This window comes from Paenibacillus sp. GYB004 (assembly GCF_036577605.1).
GTDB lineage: Bacteria > Bacillota > Bacilli > Paenibacillales > NBRC-103111 > Paenibacillus_AB > Paenibacillus_AB oceani.
Map to the genome: position 1 here is coordinate 34,237 of NZ_JARBDB010000028.1, position 21,254 is coordinate 55,490.

The 21,254-nt window shown below is 52.1% G+C and carries 22 protein-coding genes and 1 pseudogene; 12 read left to right on the forward strand and 11 right to left on the reverse strand.

The genetic code is table 11. The features are described from left to right. The first annotated feature begins 111 nt into the window (after positions 1 to 111). The 9 genes from dnaB (at position 112) to PV433_RS11830 (ending at position 11,200) form a co-directional block, all read left to right on the forward strand. Positions 112 to 1,479 carry a replicative DNA helicase gene (gene dnaB / locus PV433_RS11790; RefSeq protein WP_332072334.1) on the forward strand — a complete coding sequence of 456 codons (1,368 nt, stop codon included), beginning with the start codon at positions 112 to 114 and terminating at the stop codon, positions 1,477 to 1,479. A gap of 214 nt (positions 1,480 to 1,693) precedes the next feature. Then, positions 1,694 to 2,980, forward strand: a complete 1,287-nt coding sequence (locus tag PV433_RS11795) for an adenylosuccinate synthase (protein ID WP_332072335.1) — start codon at positions 1,694 to 1,696, stop codon at positions 2,978 to 2,980. A 204-nt stretch (positions 2,981 to 3,184) separates the two neighbouring features. Then, positions 3,185 to 3,796 (forward strand): hypothetical protein, encoded by a 612-nt coding sequence (locus PV433_RS11800; RefSeq protein ID WP_332072336.1) that lies wholly within the window; start codon positions 3,185 to 3,187, stop codon positions 3,794 to 3,796. A 192-nt stretch (positions 3,797 to 3,988) separates the two neighbouring features. Beyond that, positions 3,989 to 5,527, forward strand: a complete 1,539-nt coding sequence (locus PV433_RS11805; protein WP_332072337.1) for a peptidoglycan DD-metalloendopeptidase family protein — start codon at positions 3,989 to 3,991, stop codon at positions 5,525 to 5,527. A 200-nt stretch (positions 5,528 to 5,727) separates the two neighbouring features. After that, on the forward strand, positions 5,728 to 6,450 hold the full coding sequence (yycF, locus tag PV433_RS11810) for a response regulator YycF (protein WP_332072338.1): 723 nt from the start codon (positions 5,728 to 5,730) through the stop codon (positions 6,448 to 6,450). After that, positions 6,447 to 8,285, forward strand: coding sequence for a cell wall metabolism sensor histidine kinase WalK (gene walK, locus PV433_RS11815; protein WP_332072339.1), 1,839 nt, complete (start codon positions 6,447 to 6,449; stop codon positions 8,283 to 8,285). Before yycF ends, walK begins: the two co-directional genes overlap by 4 nt. Next, a complete protein-coding gene (locus tag PV433_RS11820) occupies positions 8,285 to 9,553 on the forward strand; it encodes a YycH family regulatory protein (protein ID WP_332072340.1) in 1,269 nt (422 codons plus the stop codon). The genes walK and PV433_RS11820 overlap by 1 nt, the downstream gene beginning before the upstream one ends. A gap of 35 nt (positions 9,554 to 9,588) precedes the next feature. Further along, positions 9,589 to 10,344 (forward strand): two-component system regulatory protein YycI, encoded by a 756-nt coding sequence (gene yycI, locus PV433_RS11825; protein ID WP_332072341.1) that lies wholly within the window; start codon positions 9,589 to 9,591, stop codon positions 10,342 to 10,344. Positions 10,345 to 10,390: 46 nt separating this feature from the next. Beyond that, a complete protein-coding gene (locus tag PV433_RS11830; RefSeq protein ID WP_332072342.1) occupies positions 10,391 to 11,200 on the forward strand; it encodes an MBL fold metallo-hydrolase in 810 nt (269 codons plus the stop codon). Here the strand turns inward: PV433_RS11830 and PV433_RS11835 are convergent. After that, positions 11,166 to 11,375, reverse strand: coding sequence for a hypothetical protein (locus PV433_RS11835; protein WP_190924050.1), 210 nt, complete (start codon positions 11,373 to 11,375; stop codon positions 11,166 to 11,168). The genes PV433_RS11830 and PV433_RS11835 overlap by 35 nt on opposite strands. A gap of 178 nt (positions 11,376 to 11,553) precedes the next feature. Between PV433_RS11835 and PV433_RS11840 the strand changes: the two genes are divergently transcribed. The 3 genes from PV433_RS11840 to rlmH all read left to right on the forward strand — a co-directional run bounded on the left by PV433_RS11840 (position 11,554) and on the right by rlmH (position 13,495). Continuing rightward, positions 11,554 to 12,765, forward strand: a complete 1,212-nt coding sequence (locus PV433_RS11840; protein ID WP_332072343.1) for a S1C family serine protease — start codon at positions 11,554 to 11,556, stop codon at positions 12,763 to 12,765. 3 nt (positions 12,766 to 12,768) lie between these two features. Continuing rightward, positions 12,769 to 12,936, forward strand: a complete 168-nt coding sequence (locus PV433_RS11845; RefSeq protein ID WP_190924046.1) for a CxxH/CxxC protein — start codon at positions 12,769 to 12,771, stop codon at positions 12,934 to 12,936. 79 nt (positions 12,937 to 13,015) lie between these two features. Then, entirely contained in the window at positions 13,016 to 13,495 is a 480-nt protein-coding gene (rlmH, locus tag PV433_RS11850; RefSeq protein ID WP_332072344.1) for a 23S rRNA (pseudouridine(1915)-N(3))-methyltransferase RlmH, read from the forward strand. Between the two features lie 160 nt (positions 13,496 to 13,655). Here rlmH and PV433_RS11855 read toward each other — a convergent pair whose 3' ends face one another. The 10 genes and pseudogenes from PV433_RS11855 to PV433_RS11900 all read right to left on the reverse strand — a co-directional run bounded on the left by PV433_RS11855 (position 13,656) and on the right by PV433_RS11900 (position 21,097). Then, positions 13,656 to 14,126 (reverse strand): DUF4365 domain-containing protein, encoded by a 471-nt coding sequence (locus PV433_RS11855; RefSeq protein ID WP_332072345.1) that lies wholly within the window; start codon positions 14,124 to 14,126, stop codon positions 13,656 to 13,658. 37 nt (positions 14,127 to 14,163) lie between these two features. After that, positions 14,164 to 15,408 carry a hypothetical protein gene (locus tag PV433_RS11860; RefSeq protein ID WP_332072346.1) on the reverse strand — a complete coding sequence of 415 codons (1,245 nt, stop codon included), beginning with the start codon at positions 15,406 to 15,408 and terminating at the stop codon, positions 14,164 to 14,166. 157 nt (positions 15,409 to 15,565) lie between these two features. Then, positions 15,566 to 15,797, reverse strand: a pseudogene (locus tag PV433_RS11865) (JAB domain-containing protein); the annotation flags it as partial. A gap of 115 nt (positions 15,798 to 15,912) precedes the next feature. Continuing rightward, a complete protein-coding gene (locus PV433_RS11870) occupies positions 15,913 to 17,592 on the reverse strand; it encodes a recombinase family protein (RefSeq protein ID WP_332072347.1) in 1,680 nt (559 codons plus the stop codon). Further along, complete coding sequence (locus PV433_RS11875; protein ID WP_332072348.1) at positions 17,586 to 18,053, reverse strand: recombinase family protein; 468 nt, start codon at positions 18,051 to 18,053, stop codon at positions 17,586 to 17,588. The genes PV433_RS11870 and PV433_RS11875 overlap by 7 nt, the downstream gene beginning before the upstream one ends. Positions 18,054 to 18,056: 3 nt before the next feature. Beyond that, complete coding sequence (locus tag PV433_RS11880; protein ID WP_332072349.1) at positions 18,057 to 19,631, reverse strand: recombinase family protein; 1,575 nt, start codon at positions 19,629 to 19,631, stop codon at positions 18,057 to 18,059. Continuing rightward, positions 19,628 to 19,840: a hypothetical protein gene (locus tag PV433_RS11885; RefSeq protein WP_332072350.1), complete on the reverse strand. Its 213-nt coding sequence runs from the start codon at positions 19,838 to 19,840 to the stop codon at positions 19,628 to 19,630. Before PV433_RS11885 ends, PV433_RS11880 begins: the two co-directional genes overlap by 4 nt. Positions 19,841 to 19,949: 109 nt before the next feature. Then, positions 19,950 to 20,264: a DUF960 family protein gene (locus tag PV433_RS11890; protein ID WP_332072351.1), complete on the reverse strand. Its 315-nt coding sequence runs from the start codon at positions 20,262 to 20,264 to the stop codon at positions 19,950 to 19,952. Continuing rightward, a complete protein-coding gene (locus tag PV433_RS11895; protein WP_332072352.1) occupies positions 20,265 to 20,723 on the reverse strand; it encodes a JAB domain-containing protein in 459 nt (152 codons plus the stop codon). Then, a complete protein-coding gene (locus tag PV433_RS11900) occupies positions 20,720 to 21,097 on the reverse strand; it encodes a hypothetical protein (RefSeq protein ID WP_332072353.1) in 378 nt (125 codons plus the stop codon). Before PV433_RS11900 ends, PV433_RS11895 begins: the two co-directional genes overlap by 4 nt. Positions 21,098 to 21,254 lie beyond the last annotated feature (157 nt).

Genomic DNA, 21,254 nt, shown 5'->3' on the forward strand with positions numbered 1-21,254 from the left:
AATCCGGGACACTCAAAACAAGATGTTTGAAGCTTCAAGCAATTTTTTTCGCAATGGAATGCACTTCAAATCAATAGTTCAACTTATATAGAAACGAAAGAGGGAGACGGCATGAACGGGGAACTACTACTGGAAAACCGCATCCCTCCGCAAAATCTGGAAGCGGAGCAAGCGGTACTCGGCGCCATCCTGCTCGATAGCGATTCTCTGATCACCGTTATGGAGAGGATCGGAAGCGACGATTTCTACCGCACCTCGCACCAGCATATATTCGGTGCCATGCTGGAGCTGGCGCAGCAGAACGAGCCGATCGACCTGATCACGCTGACGGCGCGTCTTCAAGACAACCAGCAGCTTGAACATATCGGCGGGGTCAGCTACCTCAGCCAGCTGGCAGGCGCCGTTCCGACGGCCGCTAACGTGGATTACTATGCGCAGATCGTCGAGGAGAAATCGATGCTGCGCCGGTTGATCCGGACGGCCACGCAGATCGTCACCGACGGCTACGCGGGGGAAGAAGATGTCGGAAGCTTGCTCGGCGACGCCGAGAAGCGTATATTGGAAATCTCTCAGCGCCAGTCCGGAAGCGGGTTTATCGCGATCCGCGACGTGCTGATGGAAGTGTTCGAGAAAGTCGAGTATTTGTATGCCAATAAAGGCGGCACGAGCGGCATCCCGTCCGGATTTCCCGATCTGGACAAGATGACCTCGGGCTTCCAGCGTTCCGACCTTATCATTGTGGCGGCTCGTCCTTCCGTAGGCAAGACGGCCTTCTCGCTGAACATTGCGCAAAATGTCGGCGTGAGGGCCAAGGAGACGGTCGCCATCTTCAGTCTCGAGATGGGCGCCGCGCAGCTCGTTCAGCGGATGATCTGCGCAGAGGCCAACGTGGATGCAACCCGCATGCGGACCGGTCACCTGGAAGGCGACGACTGGGAGAAGCTGACGATGGCGATCGGGACGTTGTCGGAAGCGAACATCTATATCGACGACTCACCGTCCGTAACAGTAGCGGATATTCGCGCCAAATGCCGCCGGCTGAAGCAGGAGAAGGGGCTTGGCATGATTCTGATCGACTACTTGCAGCTGATTCACGGCCGCGGCAAAGCGGGCGAGAACCGGCAGCAGGAAGTATCCGAGATCTCCCGGACGCTTAAGCAGATCGCCCGTGAGCTGAACGTGCCGGTCATCGCGCTGTCGCAGTTAAGCCGGGGCGTCGAGCAGCGGCAGGACAAGCGTCCGATGATGTCCGACCTTCGGGAATCGGGCTCGATCGAGCAGGACGCCGACATCGTAGCGTTTCTGTACCGGGACGATTATTACGACAAAGAGTCGGAGAAGAAAAACATCATCGAGATTATTATCGCCAAGCAGCGGAACGGTCCGGTCGGGACGGTCGAGCTGGCATTCCTGAAAAACTTCAACAAGTTCGTAAGCCTCGACCGTTCCCACCAGGAAGCGGCGGCAGGAGCCGGATAACGTGCTGGTACCGGCAAACGGAACGAAGCAGCGGCACTTATCGGTCCCTTTATAGGAAATATGTATGAATTCCGAACAATCGCGCAGACTACTGTGTGATTGTTCGCTTTTTATTTGACTTTGAATAGGCCGACTGGTACACTGAACATGGCCGCCTTGACGAGACAAAGCGGTGATCTCGGTGCTCGTCACACCTTTAAATGGGGGTATGTGCATGTCAACCGTAGTTGTAGTCGGATCCCAATGGGGCGATGAAGGGAAAGGCAAAATAACCGACTTTTTGGCGGAGTCCGCTGAAGTAGTCGCACGATATCAGGGCGGGAACAACGCCGGACATACGATTTTGATCGAGGACAAGAAGTATAAGCTGCACCTGATTCCGTCGGGAATTTTCTATACGAACAAGATTTGCGTGATCGGCAACGGCATGGTGATTAATCCGGCCGCTCTGATCGAAGAGATCCAATACATTCACGATAACGGTTTTACAACCGACAACCTCAGAATCAGCGATCGCGCGCATGTGATCATGCCGTATCATCTGCTGATCGACGGTCTGGAGGAAGACCGCAAAGGCGCGAACAAAATCGGCACCACCCGCAAAGGGATCGGTCCGTGTTATATGGATAAGGCGGCCCGCAACGGCATCCGTATCGCCGATTTGATGGACGCCGAGGAGTTCGAGCGCAAGCTGCGCCACCTCGTAGCGGAGAAAAACACGCTGATCGAGCAGGTATACGGCGGCCAAGGGCTTGAAGTGGAGTCGATCCTGGAAGAATATCTCGGATATGCGGAGTTCCTCCGCAAGTACGTAACCGATACGTCCGTCGTGCTGAACGATGCGATCGATCAGGGCAAGCGCGTATTGTTCGAAGGCGCGCAAGGCGTTATGCTCGATATCGACCAAGGCACGTATCCGTTCGTTACGTCGTCCAACCCGACCGCCGGCGGCGTATGCATCGGCTCGGGCGTAGGCCCGACCAAGATTCACCAAATTATCGGCGTTGCCAAGGCGTACACGACCCGCGTAGGCGACGGACCGTTCCCGACCGAGCTGAACAACGAGACGGGCGACTGGATTCGCGAGAAGGGCAACGAATATGGTACGACGACGGGACGTCCGCGCCGTGTCGGCTGGTTCGACAGCGTAGTCGTCCGTCACGCAAGACGCGTCAGCGGAATTACCGGACTGTCGCTGAACTCGATCGACGTCTTGTCCGGTCTCGATACGGTCAAGATCTGCACCCATTACGAATACCGCGGGGAGAAGATCGATTATTATCCGGCGAGCCTGAAGATGCTGTCCGAGTGCACGGCGGTGTACGAGGAGCTTCCGGGCTGGAAGGAAGACATCTCCGGCGCGAAGTCGCTCGAAGATCTCCCCGAGGCGGCCAGACATTACGTAGAGCGGGTATCGCAGCTGTCCGGCATCCCGATCTCAATCTTCTCGGTCGGCCGCAACCGGGAGCAAACGAATCTGGTACGTCCGGTTTACGCGTAATCGCGCAAGCGGACATTATAATAAGCCGTCTGTACCGGCCTTGGGCCGTACGGGCGGCTTTTTTGCGTGTCCAGGCGCTAGTGCCGCCGGCCGTTGTTTGGTCCGCTTCCGCCTTTTACCGTTTCAAGTGGGGAGATTTCGTCAATACTGGTGCTATTCGGACAACCTGCTTCAAGGGAAGCGCGGAAGATGGAGGCGGTCATCATGAAATTTTTCGGTTGGCTCGGCAAAGTATTGGTTGCGGCGGTCGTGGCTGCGAGTATCTCGGTCGTTACGACTTTTTATGTGGTCCAGCACTATGTACAGGAGCTGATTAAGCCGTTTCAGGCGGTTTTGCCGGAAAAACAGCTTGGACTTTCAGAATTTGTTGCAAAATTGTGGACGGAGTCGAATATAGTAGGGCAAGGAGGTACGCAGCAAGACCGAGAGGAGAACGCGCCGAAGCCTCAGACGGGTACGAATACGAGTCCGGATACGAGTACCAAAACGGGCACAGGGACGGGTACGACACCGCCGCCGGACGACGCCGTCGCCGTCTGGTCCAGATCCGGCTCGAAGGAAGCTTCGCAGAAGGACAAAGTGGTGATGAGCGCAGAACAGTTTCAGACGAAGCGCGAAAAACTTTCGGAGGAAGACAAGACGACCGTATTTTCCTTACTCATCTCCAGGTTGCCCCAGGAGGAACTGCAGCAATTGTCCGCGATGATGGAGGACGGCATTACTTCGGCGGAGCTTGCGGAGATCGAGAAGATCGTGGAAAACTATTTAAAACCCGATGAATTCGAAAAATTAATAGGCATTGTGAACAAATACTAGAACCGCCAGTTCTACGGACAGGAGCGGGGATACGACCGAGACACTTTACAGCCCCTTCACGATCCTCTCACAGGTCTTTGCCGCAGCAGGTTGAAAATGATAGACAGACTGTGGTAAAGTAGAAACATTGGTGTCGGCTGTTGCCGAATGTTGCCAAGTTTCGATTAAAAACCAATGTAAGAGGAGAAATTCATGAACTCATTCAAGGAGAAAGGTTGGGCGAAGAACGCGCTTGGCAAAGTAAAGCGTCTGTTTAGCAAAGCCCAATATAATAGCTTGACTGAACAACTCAGGGAACAACGTCCTCTACACCGCACAGAATCCCTGCTAAGGACGTATAAGCTCCGGTTATTGCAAGGCGTAGGCGCTCTCGGAATATTGGCCTCAATCTCTGTCGGAGGCAATGAATATGTAAAGCTCCATACCTATGAGGTATACCACGTATATGTCGGGGATCAGATGGCCGGCACGGTCAGCGACCCTAAGATTGTAGAAGAGTACATTATCGGGAAAGTCAAGAAGCTCGAAGAGGATAACCCTAATGTACATATGGTTCTTAATTCCGATGAGGTCGCCTACAAAGCTGAAAAGGCTTACAAAATCGAAAGCGACGATCAAGCGGCTCTGACGAGCCTGGACGGCTTGCTGAAAGCGCATGCCGTGGGCGTAGAGCTGGTCGTGAACGAACAGACGGTCGGTATTGTGAAGGATAAGGAAACGGCGGACGAGATTCTCGACCGCATCAAGAACAAATATTTGCCTCAGAAAAAAGACGGGAGCCGCGTATCGGTGTTATCCGTCGCGCCGGAGCCAGCCGTCGGCGAACCTGTCGTCCAATCCGTCGACTTCCTCGAGAAGGTCGACATGAAGATTACCGAGATTAAGCCGGATCAGGTGATGAAGCCGGACGATCTGGTGACCAAGCTCGAGACCGGCAACGTCGGACCGTCCAAGTATACGGTCGAGAAGGGTGACTGCGTCGGCTGTATCGCCAAGAAGCTCGGCATCTCCAAGCAAGTGATCTACGAGAAAAACCCGTGGATTCAAGACGATAAAATCCGGATAGGCGACGTGCTCGACGTAACGGTGCTCAAGCCGGCGCTTACGGTCCGGACGGTCGAGAAGGTCGTCGAAAATCAGGAAATCCAGCACGAGATCATCTACGAGAAAGATGATACGATGCGGGCCGGCGAGACGAAGACGATCAAACCCGGCAAAAACGGCATGAAAAAGGTCACGTTCCTCGTTACGAAGGGTAACGGTTATATGCTGGATCAAGAGATGGTCGGCGAGGAAGTCGTCGAGCAACCGGTTCCGGAATACGCCAAAAAGGGAACGAAAGTGATTCTTGGAGAAGGTACCGGCAAGTTCGTGTGGCCTGTCGTCGGCGCGAAGCTTTCCGACTATTTCGGAATGCGCTGGGGCAAGATGCATAAAGGCATCGATATTACGGGTAACAAAAACATTTTAGCATCCGATAACGGCGTAGTGACCTATACCGGCGACAAAGGCGACGGATACGGCAACAAAGTTGTGATTGACCATAAGAACGGTTATGTGACCGTATACGGCCATATGAGCAAGATTGAGACGTCTAAAGGCAAAATCGTTGAAAAAGGCGAGAAAATCGGAATCATGGGCGATACCGGATTCTCTACGGGCGTTCACCTGCACTTCGAGATTCAGCGCAACGGTACGGCCGAGAACCCGCTCAAGTTTTTATCCCGCTAAGCTGCTATCGTTTTGATCCTATTTATCTGCAAATGCAAGTTCTATCGTACGAATCCAGAGGGATGAAGCTGACCGAAGTCAGCTTTATGCCTCTTTTTCTATGTGAAGCCGGGGGATATTTCCTATTACCCGAACGATTGCGATTTGAAACCGGTTCTATGGTAATATAAAGAGAGAAATGCGAATGGACGGTGAAGAGGATGTACGGAAAAATATTGGTCGTCGACGATGAACAGCCGATCGCAGAAATATTAAAGTTTAATCTGGAGAAGGAAGGGTACCAGGTCATCTGTGCATTCGACGGCGGGACAGCCGTGGAGCTGGCGTTCTCCGAAGATCCGGACCTCATCCTGCTGGACATTATGCTTCCCGTCAAGGACGGCATGGACGTGTGCCGCGAAGTGAGGGCGAAGAAGGATACGCCGATCATTATGCTGACGGCCAAAGATTCTGAGGTGGACAAGGTGCTGGGGCTGGAGTTCGGGGCCGACGATTATGTCACCAAGCCGTTCGGAACGCGGGAACTGCTGGCCCGGGTGAAGGCCCATCTGCGCCGGCAGACCAAGTCGGTGCAAAACCAGCAGGAAGCCGCGGAGCCGACGGGACTGCGCATACACCGGCTGATGATTGATACGGATATGTACTTGGTGTACAAGGACGGGCAGACGCTCGATTTGACGCACCGGGAGTTCGAGCTTGTCCATTATATGGCCAAAAACTGCGGACGGGTGATGACGCGGGAGCATTTGCTTCAGGCCGTATGGGGCTTTGAATATTTGGGCGACGTGCGTACGGTCGATGTGACGATCCGCCGTCTCCGCGAGAAGCTTGAGGACGACCCGAGTCGTCCGGAATACATTATGACGCGCCGAGGGCTCGGCTATATGATGCGCAACCCGAAGGCAGGAGGCGCTCCCTATTGAGAGGAACGAGGTTCTTCCAGTCGATCCAGAGCAAGATCATCATTATCTATGTCTTACTGATCCTGATGGCGATGCAGCTGATCGGCGTGTACTTCGTGCGCACGATGGAGCGGTCGTTCATCGATAATTTTACCGATTCGCTGAGCAAGCAGGCGTACCTGCTCGCCAACTTCGCGGAGCCGTTTCTGAATGCGAGCCAGGAGGCCGGAGCGACGGCGGAAGGGAAGAAAACGTACGCCGACCTGGACGAGATCGTAACGAATCTGTTCAACATCAGCGACGCGGAGATTCAGATTATCGACGCCAACGGGATCGTGCTGACCACGTCCTCTCAGAGTCAGAAATCGTTAATCGGCCAGAAAAATTTGCAGGCAGAGGTTATTTCCGCGCTGCAGGGCATCAAAGATATCGAATCGGAAACGGTCGATACCGACGGAACCCGGCGAAAAATTGTCGCCCAGCCGATCGGCGAAGGCGCCAAGGTGATGGGGGCGATCTATATCGTCGCCTCGATGGAATCACTGTACGGAACGATGAACCGGATCAACAAAATCTTTTTGTCCGGAACCGGTATCGCGCTCGTGCTGACCGTGCTGCTCGGCGTTATTTTGTCGCATACGATTACCAATCCGATCAAAGCGATTACGAAGCAAGCGTCCGCGATCGCCGACGGCAACTTCAATCAGCGGATGCTGGTGGAAGGGCCCGACGAGATCGGCCAGCTCGGCAATGCGTTCAACCATATGACGAACCGGCTGAAGGAAGCGTTATCGTCGATCGAAGAGGAGAAGGAAAAGCTCGCCTCCGTCCTGTCCAATATGAACGACGGGGTGATCGCGACCGACGACCAGGGCAAAGTCATCGTCGTGAACCGCCGGGCGAAGCAAATGCTGAACATCGGAAGCCAGGATGTGACCGATAAGGATATTACGGAGCTGCTCGGCATGCCGGACGGCAACATCGAAGGCAAGGTGAAGGGGGAGCAGCACAATGCGAGTATCCAAATCGCCAATGAGGAAGAGGGGGATTTGAGGCTGCGGGTCGTCTTTACGTCCATTCACCGCCGGGATAAGGGCATTACCGGTACGATCGCGATGCTGCACGATGTGACGGAGCAGGAGAAGCTGGAGGATGCGCGGCGTGAATTTGTGGCGAATGTGTCCCACGAGCTGCGTACGCCTTTGACGACGATGAAAAGCTATCTGGAGGCGCTCGATGACGGGGCGCTCGATGACCCGGAATTGGCTCACCGTTTTGTAGGCGTAATGCGCAATGAGACGGAACGGATGATCCGGCTGGTCAACGATCTGCTGCATCTGTCGAGGCTCGACTCCCGCAAGGCGCTGATCAGCAAGGAGCTGACTCACGTACCGGATATGCTGGAGGAAGTGGCGGACCGGTTCTCGTTTCAGCTCGACCAGAAAGAAATTTCGATTGAACTGGACATAGAACCGGGCATTCAGGACATGCTGCTGGATCGCGATCAGATCGATCAGGTACTCGATAATCTCGTCTCCAATGCGATCAAGTACACCCCGGAACGGGGAGCGATTGTGATCGGGGCTAGACAAACCGGCAAGGATTGGCTGGAAGTGATGGTACAGGACAACGGGATGGGCATTCCGCGGAAAGATCTCTCCCGTATATTCGACCGGTTTTACCGGGTGGACAAAGCCCGTTCCAGAAATATGGGGGGGACCGGGCTCGGACTGTCGATTGCCCGGGAAATAGTGAAGGCGCACGGGGGAACGATTACACTCGAATCGGAGCTGAATCAGGGAACCCGCGTCATCTTTGCACTGCCGATCCAGCAGACGGAGGGGGATACGGGGTAATGGAGCGATTCAAGTCTTGGCTGCTGGTTGCACTTGTGTTGGGAAGCCTGCTGCAAAGCTACATGCTCGTATTCAGCTCGCCGAGGCCCGGCCCGGCTATTCCTACGGAATACGTCCAGACGGATGTGATCGGGACTCAGATGACGGCGGAGGAGCTGCTGTTCCCGGAGCAGATCGTGCTGCACTCGGGGAAACAGACGCATACGGTGCTGTACCCGAACCATCTGCATTTCAAGGAGATTATGAAGACGCTAAAAGGCCGGACGTTCGATAACATCCGCCGCAATGCGCCTATTTTGTCCGGAATCGATTGGGAGGAAATCCGCAACAAACAGACTGGTGTAGAGGTTCGTTTCCGCGGAGGGATTCCGTTTAGCATATTAAGAACGGTGTTTCAGTTGAAGGGCGATCTTCCTCTCGAGACAGAAGCGGTCACCCGGATCTGGATTTATGTAAACCGCGAGGTGGAGGACGTCCGTACGTTTTTCCAGACCGAGTACAGCACCTATGAGGCCCGTGCCGATCTGAACAGTAAAAATGTCGAGCAGATGGTCGGTTTCGGCGAGCTTCAGGCGAGTTATCATTACAAGGACGACTTCTACTTGCCGGACCAGCCGATCGAGGTGCCGAAGTATCGGATCGGGGTTAACACGATTCCGATCGATCAGCTGCAGAAAACGCTGTTCGTCGATCCGCGCAATACGCGGAATTTCAGCAAGCAGGACGGCTCGGAAATATACACCGACGGTAAAAGAGGGCTGCAGATCCGGCCCGATCAGCTATGGATGAACTATTCCGACCCGGTGCCGGCGGTCGACAGCCGCAACGATATTCGAGAGAATCTGAATGCGGCGGTTCAGTTTATTAACCAGCACGGAGGCTGGAACGGCAGCTTCATGGCGAGATCGATCCCGCAGTCGCAGGTGATCGGGCGGCAGCTGTTCACGTTCCGCCAATACTATGATTCGTTCCCGATCATCGGAGACCGGGGCGAGAACTTCGGATTGATCCGGATCGTGCTGCAGAACCGGGTGATCGCGAACTACGAAAGATCGCTGCTGATGCTCGATTCGGCGCAGGTCGAGAGATCGCTGCAGAAGCTCGAAGGCGGCAAAGCGCTGGACGAGCTAGTGAACGGCTATCCGCGCAGAAGTCTGGTCGTGTCCGTGACGCCGGCGTATCAGCCGGTTCTCCGCGACAAAGTGATGGACCTGAATCCGGTATGGGCTGTCGAGCTGCGCGACGGGACGTACGATATTTTGAAATAAGAGGCGGCAAGCAGGAACGGGGGTGAGCGGCAGCGATGGATTGGAGCCGGGCCAAAACGATATTGATCCTGTCCTTTCTGGGACTGAACCTGTTGCTCGGTTATGAGCTGTGGAGCGGCAAGCTGAACATCGGCGAGTCGAAGCAGGCTTCGGCCGATATTGCCGAGGAATTAAACCGGATTATGATCAGCCGGGGAATGAAGCTGGCGGCCGAAGTGCCGAAGGAAACCCCGAAGATGCGGGAAATAGTGGTCAAGGCGGTGGAGGATGAGTCATACGGCCGTAAAGTGAAGCTGTCTGCTCCGATCCGCTATAACTTGTTTCTAAGCAAGGGCTCCCTGAAGGATTTGTCTAACCGGGGGATTCCCAAAATCGAGTCGTACAGCTATGACCGGACTACGAGCAAGGAAGGTTTGTTTATGATGAACCAGCTCGTGGGCGACTATCCGCTGTTCGATATTAATTTGGAGCTGTTCATTACCGGCGGGGAAGTAACCGGTTATCGTCAGGCATACGTAGAAGTCGATACGAGCTCCGAAGCGAAGGAAGAGAAGAAGGTCATCTCGGCTTACACGGTGCTGCGGACGCTGGCGGAGAAATATTTCCCGAACGGGGCGGTTGTGACGGATATCCGTCTGGGGTATCACGGGCAGTTTTTCGATACGGAATGGTCGACGCTGCCGACGTTCCCGACGTGGCGCGTAGCGCTGGACAACGGAGATATGTATTATGTGCACGGGTTCCGCGGGGATGTGGAGAATGCGCCGCGAACGGATGCGAGCAAGCCATAAGAACGGGTGCGGGAACTGAAGAACGGGAACAAGAGGGGAACTGGCAATGACATTACGCTATACAGTACTGGCAAGCGGCTCTACAGGCAATTCGCTGCTGGTGGATCATGAAGGAACGAAGGTGCTCGTCGACGCGGGCCTCAGCGCCAAGAAGATCGAGCAGCTGATGGAAGAGCGGGGCGTGAAGGGCTCGGAGCTGGACGCGATCTTGATCACCCACGAGCATTCCGACCATATTAAAGGAGTCGGCGCGCTGGCGCGCAAGCACGACTTGCCGGTGTACGCCAACGAGAAGACGTGGGAAGCGCTGAATAAGCATCTAGGCGCGCTGGCGGAAGAGAAAATCAAGGTCATGGAGACCGGAAGCGTCGTCGAGTTCGGCGGGCTGCAGGTCGAGTCTTATCCGATCTCGCACGATGCGGCCGAGCCGGTCGGTTACTGTTTCCACGACGGAGACACCAAGCTGAGTCTCGCAACCGACCTCGGCTATGTGAGCAGTAAGGTGAAGGAGAAGATCGCCGACTCCGATGCGATCATCCTGGAATCGAACCATGACATCGAAATGCTGCGGATGGGCAAATACCCGTGGAACATCAAGCGGCGCATTCTCGGCGATACCGGACACTTGTCCAATGAAGCGGCGGGCGAAGCGCTGTGCGACATTTTGACCGGGAAGACGGAGACGGTGTATCTCGCCCATTTGAGCCGCGATCATAACTTGATGGATTTGGCCAAACTGACCGTGAATAACATATTAGAGGAGCGCGGCATTCAGGCCGACGAGCGGAAAGTCGAGCTGAAGGACACGTATTTCGACCGGGCTACGAAATGGGATAGGCTGGGTCCTGACTCATAATCTGATCGACGGCGGCCATTCGGGCTTCGATCTCGCTGCGGGACAGAACGCCTTTCTCGATGAGCAGATCCATCAGTGCGGTGACGAGCAGCGTGTTGCGGTAATGCTCTTCCTTCAGATCGGCAAGCTTGGCGATGAGGTTCACTTCATCCAGATGGGAACGAATACGGTTCATAAACATTTCTCTCCTTTTCCAGTGAATCCGGCTCGAACTTTCGCTGCAAATCTAGTAAAATGGAGGGAGCGGTTCTTATAGGTAGTATAGGCCGCTAGACGCGAAAACATTCCTCTTTTTTTCAGCCAGAAAAATGAGTGAAAATAGAGAGCGAAGTCTTCCGAGAGGAGAAACGGGCATGAGCTTGTTTGATGACGACTTCTACACAACGAAGCTGCCCCGTAAAAGCCGCTGGACGCACAACGGTTCCGCCGTTCCCGCCGTGTCGAGGAGCAAGGATGGAAGAGTGGCGTTATTTGCGGTAACGGGAGGCGCAGCAGCGATTATGCTGGCTTCGCTCTTAATCGGGCTGGGCACGCACCGGGATGAGCCGGGGCAGCCGGCGGCCGTACCGGTTCTAGCGACCGGGGACAGCTATCAGATGAAGGAAGACCAGGTCGTCCGCGCGGTGGAGCAGGTAAAGCCGGCGGTAGTGAGCATTATAAGCGCGATCAAGGAAGAAGGCGCCGGCGATGCTCAGAGCCTGGGGATCGGCTCCGGCGTATTGTTCCAGAAAAACGGAGATAAAGCTTACATCGTAACGAACAACCACGTGGTCCAATCGGCTACGCAGATTGAAGTGATATTGGCCAATGGCGAGCACCGGAAAGCGAAGATGACGGGCAAAGATATGATTACCGATCTGGCGGTGATCGAGATCGACGCGGCAGGACTTAAGGTATTCGCCGAATTCGGCGATTCGGATAAGCTGAAGGCGGGCCAGACGGCCATCGCTATCGGCAGCCCGCTCGGCCTGCGCTTCGCGCAGACGACGACTGTCGGCGTCATCAGCTCGCCGCATCAGAAGATCCCGATCTCGTTCGCCGGAGACGGCAACTACGATTGGGAGATGGACGTGATCCAGACGGATGCGGCCATTAACCAGGGCAACAGCGGCGGCGCGCTCATTAATCTGGAGGGCAAGCTGGTCGGCATCAACAGCATGAAGGTGGCTGAGAAGGGCGTCGAAGGGCTCGGTTTTGCGATCCCGATCAACTCCGCCAAGGAAACAATCAACAGCCTGATCGAGTACGGCAAGGTGAAGCGGCCGTACATCGGCATTACTAGCGAGCCGCTTCGGGCTTTCAAGGGAATCGAAGTTTTAAAACTCCCGGATTCGGTCAAAAATGGGATTATCGTCATCGATGCGGTAGGCCCTGCGAAGGAAGCGGGACTGGCGACGCACGACGTCATCACGGAGCTGGACGGCAAGCCGATCTCGAACAACGTGATGCTGCGCCAATACTTATACGGAGACAAGAAGATCGGCGACCCGATCAAGGTGACGTACTATCGCGGCGGTAAAAAAGCGACCGTAACGGTCCAACTGGGCGAAAAGAAAGAGGACTGATTCATGTTTGTCGTATGCAAGGAACACGTAGAGCTGGCGATCGATATGTTCGTCGACGAGTACGAGGAAGCGCCGGATATCTACGACTTGAACAAAGTGAGCTTTACCGCCTGGGAGCCTCCGGCTACCTGCGAACGGTGCGGGAACAAACCGCAATTTTTGGTGATATGAGCTGTAGCGGGGGGCCTGTGGGGGCTCCCTTCTTTTTTGTTTGGCGATTGGATTGAATCGAGATGAGGGACGGTGCAGGATGAACATCCATATTATTGCGGTCGGCAAGCTGAAGGAGAAATATTGGACTGACGGGATAGCCGAATACGCCAAACGGCTCAGCGCCTACGCGAAGCTGACCATCACCGAGGTCGCCGAGGAGAAGGCGCCCGAGCGGATGAGCGAGGCGGAGGAGCAGCAGGTGAAGCAGAAGGAGGGCGAGCGCATCCTGGCGGCGCTGAAGGCCGACACCCACGTTATCGCCATGGCCATCGACGGCCATCTGTGGACGTCAGAGGAGCTGTCGGCGCAGCTGGAGCGCCTCGGCACCTACGGCAAGAGCCACGTCACCTTCCTCATCGGCGGGTCCAACGGCCTGTCCGACGACGTGCTGAAGCGGGCCGACCAGAAGCTGTCGTTCGGGCGGATCACGTTCCCGCATCAGCTGATTCGGCTGGTGCTGGTGGAGCAGGTTTATCGGGGGTTTAAGATTATGCGGGGGGAACCGTATCATAAGTGAGGCGAAATTTTTGGTATTAAACTCTTGCTGGGCGCGGAAACGTGCCCCCGAAGGGCAGGGTGGAGGTCGGGCCACCTCGGGGGAAGATTATTGCGCAGGCGGGCTTATGGGCGTTGTTTCGACGTGAAATTGATGCGTGTTCCTCAAACGCCATTGAATTCTAGGGGGCCAGTAGGAAGTCTTTGATGGACTCTTCAAATTTGAAGATCTCCAAGATTTCATAGTTTTTGTTTGAAATGTTAATTCCGTATTCGGGTTTGCTTGTTTGTCCTGGCTTGTCATAATTTCGGTCAACAAAAACCTCATTCGGTACTTTCCAAGCTTCAGACGGTAACAAGAAGAAATCAGGCATTTGGCCTTCTTTGAAAATCAGGAGGGCCATGTACAGGTTAGGATTGCTAATATTGAACTTGCTTTTCTGAGCAAAAACGTATCCGGTTCCCCTTAATGACTTGACCTGAATTTCTGAGAATCGCCCCATTTTGTCTTTTACTATGAAGTCTATTCCTCGATCGTCGACCTCTGAGGAAAATACCTCGAGTCCATGCGATGCGAACTCCATCTTGGCGAAATATTCAGCATACCTTCCAAGTTGTAATGAGTTAAGTACAGCCCAGTTCATATTTGGCATAAGAGATCACCTCTACTCTGGTCGGGGAATGGAAGGTCTACTGAGGAACTTCAAATACTAAAACTGTCAACATTAATTCTCGACTTGAGTCATCTCTGTGGTTAAAAACATATTTGAACGAAGTTTCTTCGGCAATCTGCAATTCTCGCTTGAAGTTTGGATGGCTTTTAAGAGTAACGGGAATTTTATTTAAAACATTGGTTAGTTCCTTGTTCCTGTTGAAAATAATCAGTGCTGTCTTTGTATCTCTCCACGTGGAATATCCTAAAAGTTGATCGACGGCATCACTAAGATATTTCTGGCCCCTCCATATTTTGCATTCTGCAACAAAAATATTTTTTTCTTGGGCTCGTATTAAAATGTCTGTTTTACCATTAAAATTGAATGTTTCTCCTGTCGCTTGACCTTCATAGTGACTATTTAAAGGAACTAGAAATTGATCTCTAAGTTGCTCTTCCCCCATATTTCGGAATGTGTGCGGGCTTCTCTCAAGCATTGACGCAGTTTTACATATTATTCCTAGAATGTGCTCGTAATCATCCGATCCTAGAACAGGTTCTGGCATATATGGTTTTGAGCTTGCAGGAGGTTGGCTGACCGGTAATTTTTTTCTAACATCCGGAGCTGCAAAAGTCAAATACGCACTTTCCTTAGGTTTCATGGGAAATCCGAGTGAGGCCGCAAGCCCACGGTCTTTTAGGAGCTTAGTTTTTCTTGCAGATATCCAAGTATTAATTTTCTGTCGTATGGATTTATCCCATGGGTGAATATCGTCTGAAATCCAAGAAATGTATTCTTGTACAGAACGAAGTCTGCTTTCCAGTTCCTTTTTTATTGAATCCGAGTTGTGGTCTAAGGTTTGTACAGATATATACAAGGTTTGTCCATGTACTTCTCCTGGAGGAGGATTAAAGTTAAAAGTGGATGGTCTACACTTAAAGAGGACAGAATCTCCGCTAAATGGTACCTCAAGAATGATTTCAGTTCCTGTCATATATACTGGACGGCTTCTATCGTAGATAAAACGAGAATGTTCTCGGCTAACATCAATTCGATTTTCTTTCTGGTCCACGGTTATCTGGTCCTCATGTAAAATAAGGGGATTGATATTTAATTTGTTGTAGAAGTAGTCAATTAAATCTTCGTCAGGAGTATTCAAGAGTTTATTAGGATCGTATGATGAGATTCCCTCACGAATCTGTTTTTCCTGATTCGCTATAACCGCGCTCATATCGTATTCACAAAATAAAAGATTATTTTTTATTGAAATCACCGCCACCACGAATTGATATTTAATAAGAACATACATTCGACATAAGGCTATTCAATTCCTTCGTACCTATTCTAATTCACTATAGAATTCTTCTGAAGATTAACTCGTTATCATTGATGCGAAGAAGAGACCAGTTAATTCGATAAAAGACGTAACACTTTGAATGTTAGAACAGTCCTTGCTCCTTCAAGCTGCAGTACCGATCATGGCCGATTATTACATGGTCGAGGATATCGATTCCAATGATTGATCCTACTTCGGAAAGACGTTTTGTAAGCGCAATGTCTTCATGCGAAGGAGTGGGGGCGCCGCTAGGATGATTATGGACATAAGCTGCGGAAGCCGAGGAACGTTTGATGGCGGCACGGATACACTTCGCGAGGATGAACGATCGCGGCGAAATTGTCTCTTTGTAGAAACCATTCATTTTCGTGTGCCTCCAAATCGAATATCCGGTAGAGGAAGGACGAAAGCGAGAAATGCTCCCGCCCTTTTTTGACTGATCCGGCTGGATTAAATCGTGATTGTCAGAGCTTGCTCAAGTCGTGGGGCTTTTCCGTCCGAAAATGGAAAAGCCCCTTCCGCCGTGTTAGGGGCAGAAGGGGCTGCGTTTAAAAAATGGTGTTTTGTCTTTTCGTCGAAGATCATTTCGATTTTTTCGATCTTCTTATCTTTTGTGACCGTGATCTTGCTAATGATTAGATGAAGCAGTGTCTTTCGCTGATCGGGATTGGAATACCTTAGCAGGTGTTCGAATCGTTCGATGAGCGAATGGACGGTCTTGTAGGGAACAGATTCGGAGTGATCTCCGCTCAGCAAATACCCGATTTCAGCCTTCCGTGAGCACAGCTGATCAAAGTCGGAATCAAGTTTCTTGATCCTCTCGGATACAAACGCGCTGTCGAAGTCGTCCATTTCATAAAGTTCGATCAGCCGATTCTTCTTCGCCTTTATCTCCTCGATTCCCGCATTAACAGAGGACAGCTCCTCCTGAAGCGGCTTTAAGCTGCTCTCCTTCCGCTCATTGATTCCCTTAACTATTCCTCTCAAGATGTGCGGCTTTGCAAGCACTTCCTTGAGCCTCACAAATAGATAGTCTTCCGCGACATCTTTGCGGATGCTGTTAGCACGGCACACTACCGCTCCAGAACTGCGCATTTTTGAACACGAGTAGTAAAAGCGTGGAACCGGGTTGCCGTTCTTGTCTTTGTTGTTCGTTCTGCTTCCAGTCATGGCCGAGCCGCATGAGGGGCAGCGGAGTAGTCCAGTTAAAAGCAAGTCTCCGTGGAACCGTTTTTCTGAGACGACAGACTTTTGCTGCCGCAGAAATCGCGCCTTCTCCCAAAGTTCATGGGGAACGATCGGCTCATGCATTCCGTCGGAGACGATGGGGTTCGCGTTCTTACCCTTTCGCCGCTTCTTGCTCCAATCCAAATGTTTAAGGTAAGTGACTTTCCCGACGTAAAAGGCGTTGTCGAGAATGTCGCTGACAGCGCAGATGGTGAAGGGATTTCCCTTCTTGGTTCGATGGCCGTCTCGGTTCAGGGAATTAGCGATGGAACGAAGCCCGTGACCGGATGCGTAATGCTCGAAGATTCTTCGAACAATCGCAGCTTCTTCCGGGACGACCTCCATTTTCGTATTCCGCTTTCGCCCGCTTTGAGATAGAATGACTACCCGGTAGCCCAGCGGCGCTCTCGTGTTATGCTTGCCTGTACGAGCCCGTTGCTTTAGTCCCATCTGAGCATTTTCCAAGATGTTGTTGCGGTCGAGCTCGCTAATCGCACCCATTATTTGAAGCCCGAACTTTCCAAAATTCGTTGTAGTATCAAACATGCTTTCCGTTAGTGAGCGGAAGCCTACTTGATGATCTGAAAGTTCCTCAACAATCTGGAGCAGGTCGATATTGCGGCGAGCTAGGCGATTGATCTTCCACACGATTACTTCGCTAAAAAGTCCCTTTTTGGCATCGCTCATCATACGCTGAAGGGCGAGTCTTTTTGTCATACTGGTTCCGGTAATACCCGCATCACAGTAGACATCGTAGATAACGCGGTTCGTCGCCCCACAGTATTGACGGAGAGCCTGCTCCTGGGCACCAATAGAGTACCCAAGCTCGGCTTGCTCGGCTGTACTTACCCGAATGTAGAGAGCTACGACAATGGGACGATTGAGCTGGTTTGCTGCTAGCATTTTGACCTCCGGTTCATGAAGCATTGTTGACGTTCCAGATCGGCAAGAGCACCCAGCATTTGAAGGCTGAACTTTCCGATGCTCGTCGTCGTGTCGAAATGACTCTCCGTAATGGAACGGAACCCGACTTGGTGGTCGGTCAGTTTGTTTACGATTTTTAGCAGATCGAAAGCGCGGCGAGCCAAGCGGTTTATTTTCCACACGATGACTTCTTGAAATAACCCATTCTGTGCATCGCAAAGAAGACGTTGAAGTGCATCCCGCTTTTCCGGTCTAGTCCCGTTTTTGCCACAATCGCAATATACCTCATAGACAACACGGTTCGTCTCCTCACAGTATTGACGGAGCGCCTGCTTTTGGGCGTCGATGGAATAGACATACTCGGCTTGTTCTTCCGTACTTACTCGAATGTATAGGGCTACAACGATGGGTCTATCAAGATGATTACGGTTTGGATTCATAGGTTAATTAACCTCCGTTAAAGTTGGGATTTGTAAATTCAATAAGGCGTTCGTGCTGTGAATCGTTGCACGCTGGATATCGCGATCTACCGGCATCGTAATCTTGTCAACCAGAAGCCGGAGTAACCGATTTTGCTGTTTCTCTGAACTCGAATCGAAGACTTGACGCAAACGAGAAAGGGCAGCCCGGACATGATCAGGATTTACAACGGCCCTTTCAGAAGCGGCAAGTGCATCATCCATACGTTCTTTAGCCGCTTGCGTTTCCATTAATTGCTGTTTTGTATGAATAATGGCGGAAGTGAACTCTTCTTTCGATATACGCCCTGATTCAAACGAACGAAACAGTTCTTCCTTCTGCTGAGCAAGTTCTTTCAGCAGCTTTTCAACTTGCCGAACTTCCTCCAATGAAGGCGTTGTGTCGCTTTGTTGCTTCGCGTTTGTCGCCGCGACGATCTTCTCAAACGTTTCTGGCGCGGAAAGCAGTATTCGAATCTGCTCGAAAAACCATTGCTCCGCCTTATCGGCCCTAACGACATTGGGGCGACATCCTGCTGTTCCTTTGGAGTTGTAAGTGGAGCAAAGATAATAGTAGTTCGTATGGCTTGTGCCGTCTTTACGTTTTCGATCGGTGTGCCAAGGGACCATGCTCTTGCCGCAGCGCGGGCATTTGAGCAGGCCTGCAAGCGGAAAGGCGCGGTCAATCTTTCGCAATGGCGGCGCAAACCGTTCGGAGAGGAGATTCTGGACAAAATTCCACAGTTCCAGATCGACGATCGCTGCGTGGTCCCCCTTCGCCCAACCGACTTGAACAGCCCCTTTTGTGCGGATATTTTCGCTCCTGCAGAAGCGTACCATTCCGATGTAATTGCAGTTGTTCAGAATGTTTCTAACGGCATGAATGCTGAAAGGATTGCCCAGCTTCGTACGATGTCCGGCACGGTTTAGGCGATTGGAGATGGCTTTAAATCCCAAGTCACCAGATGCGTACCACTCAAAAATGTGGTTGACCAGATTGGCTTCCTCCGGCACAACTTCTACTTGACCATTGTTCGTATTAGGATCACGGGTCCAGCGGTAGCCAAGAACGTTGTTTCCTGCGTTCCAGATACCGAGCTTACTTCTTTGATTCATGGCGATGCGAAGATTATCCGTAATGTTGACCCGTTCAAGCTCTGCTGCAGCACCGATCATCTGGAGGATGAATTGTCCGAGCGCAGTACCCGTATCGAAATGCTCGTTAAGACTGCAGAGCTTCACCTTGCTGCGGTTTAAATGCTCGACGATGTTAAGCAGATCAGTAAAGTTTCGAGAAAGTCGGCTAACCCGCCAAATAAGTACCAGATCAAATTTTCCTTGATCTGCGTCAGTTAGAATTCTCCCAAGTTCGGGACGTCCGGCTGTTTTGCTGCCGGAAGCTCCGCCGTCGATGTAAACATCATGGATATCGAGATTGTTGGCTTTACAATATTGCCTGAGTTCGACTAATTGTCCCTCGACGCTAAAACCGTGCCGCGTTTGCTCCTCAAGGCTTACCCGAATATACAGCGCAGCGCGTTTGTTAGAGATCGGAATCATGCTATGGTACGAACCTGGAAGTGAGTCGTGCCGAGCAACTCGCTCGTCATTTCAAAGTCGAGCTGATCTTCCGTCTCCTTTTCCATGATGGAGAGCGTGACTTCCCGTAGTTCTGGGCTCGCCTGTTTGGCCAAGTGCTTCAAGATCATGTCGCTGAGCAGGTCGAGAGCAAGTGTTAAGCGTGCTTCAGTGTTTGAAGTATTATTCATAAAATGATCGCTCCTTCATTTTTTCTTTTTTCGATGGTCGATGATTTCAAGAATAAGCTGGGTAGTTGCCATTATGAATGCGATGATTGCTTTTTTCATATGCATCGCCTCAATAATCTTCCGGCAGCAGCATGGTGCAGTATGTGTCGCTGTCGATGATCCAGACTGTGACGCCGGAGAGGGGCACCTTGACTCCGGAAATATCGTGTATCCTCTTACGCTCCGGCTTCTCTTGCTTCTGCCGGATGCGCTGGTAGGTGTAGCTTTCGATACGGACGATTGACAGTGTAAATACTTGCAAGTAGTCAAGCTCTCGTCCTTCTGCTAAATCCCGGTCAACGATGGACCAGAGAATCGACTGGATGTCGGGAGGAAGAGTTTCGTTTGCTAGATGCGAGACGTAACGTGAATGCCTCGGGAACACCTACATCAGCCCCCGTTCTTTCATGCTCACGAAATTGTTATCACCGATGACGAGATGATCCAAAAAGTCGATTCCCAACAACGCTCCGCTGTCACGAAGCCGCTCCGTAATCTCAACGTCTTCCGGACTCGGAGTAGCTTCTCCGGAAGGATGATTATGGGCGGCGATGATCGAGGCCGAGTTTGCGAGAATAGCGAGCTTATAAGTCTCGCGTGGATGCACCAGCGAAGCGTTTAGTGTACCGGTCGATACTTGGTGCAACGCGGTCGGCTCGTTTTTTGTATTTAGGCAAAGGATGCAAAACGATTCCCTATCGCAATCGCCGATGAATTGCCGGAACAAGTTTGCGGCGTCTTCCGGCGTTCGGATCATACGGTTCGGGTAGAGAAGAGATGTCCTTTCCTTTACCATCCGAAGGGAGACGATCTCGATGCGTTTTGCAGCGTCTTTCTTACTCATCGAACAGCACCTCCAGCCGAAGCATGTTCATCCAACCATCTTGCTATTTCGGCGTCGATCGCCTCTTCAGGAATCAGATATTGGACAAACCATTCATTATCGAGAAGTACACCGGCCCGAAAAACTGTTACGCCTTCAAGATCAAGCCGCTCGATGTACTCGTAGCCAAACGGGCTTGCTTCCAACAAAGCGGTAATATTATCACCCGGCTCGCATAGAATGATGGGGTTTCGGAGTAGAAATTCTTCCTGCTCCTCGGGGTCAACCTCATAATCAATTGACTGGAGAAGTTCGCTTGCGAAACGACGTAACGGCTCCGGGTAAACATTCGAATCGATTGCAAGCAGGTCAGCTTTGGACTGAAGAATGTTCATGAATCTTGCTCCTCTCTAGAATTCGATAGACATCAAGATCATGATATATTCCCGAAAAATGTATAAATCCGGTTTCCTCGCCTGTCCCGGAGTCCCCCAACCCCATCCCCCCACCCCCAAAATGGACACCTGGGTCGGAGTCGGCTCACATCCGGCT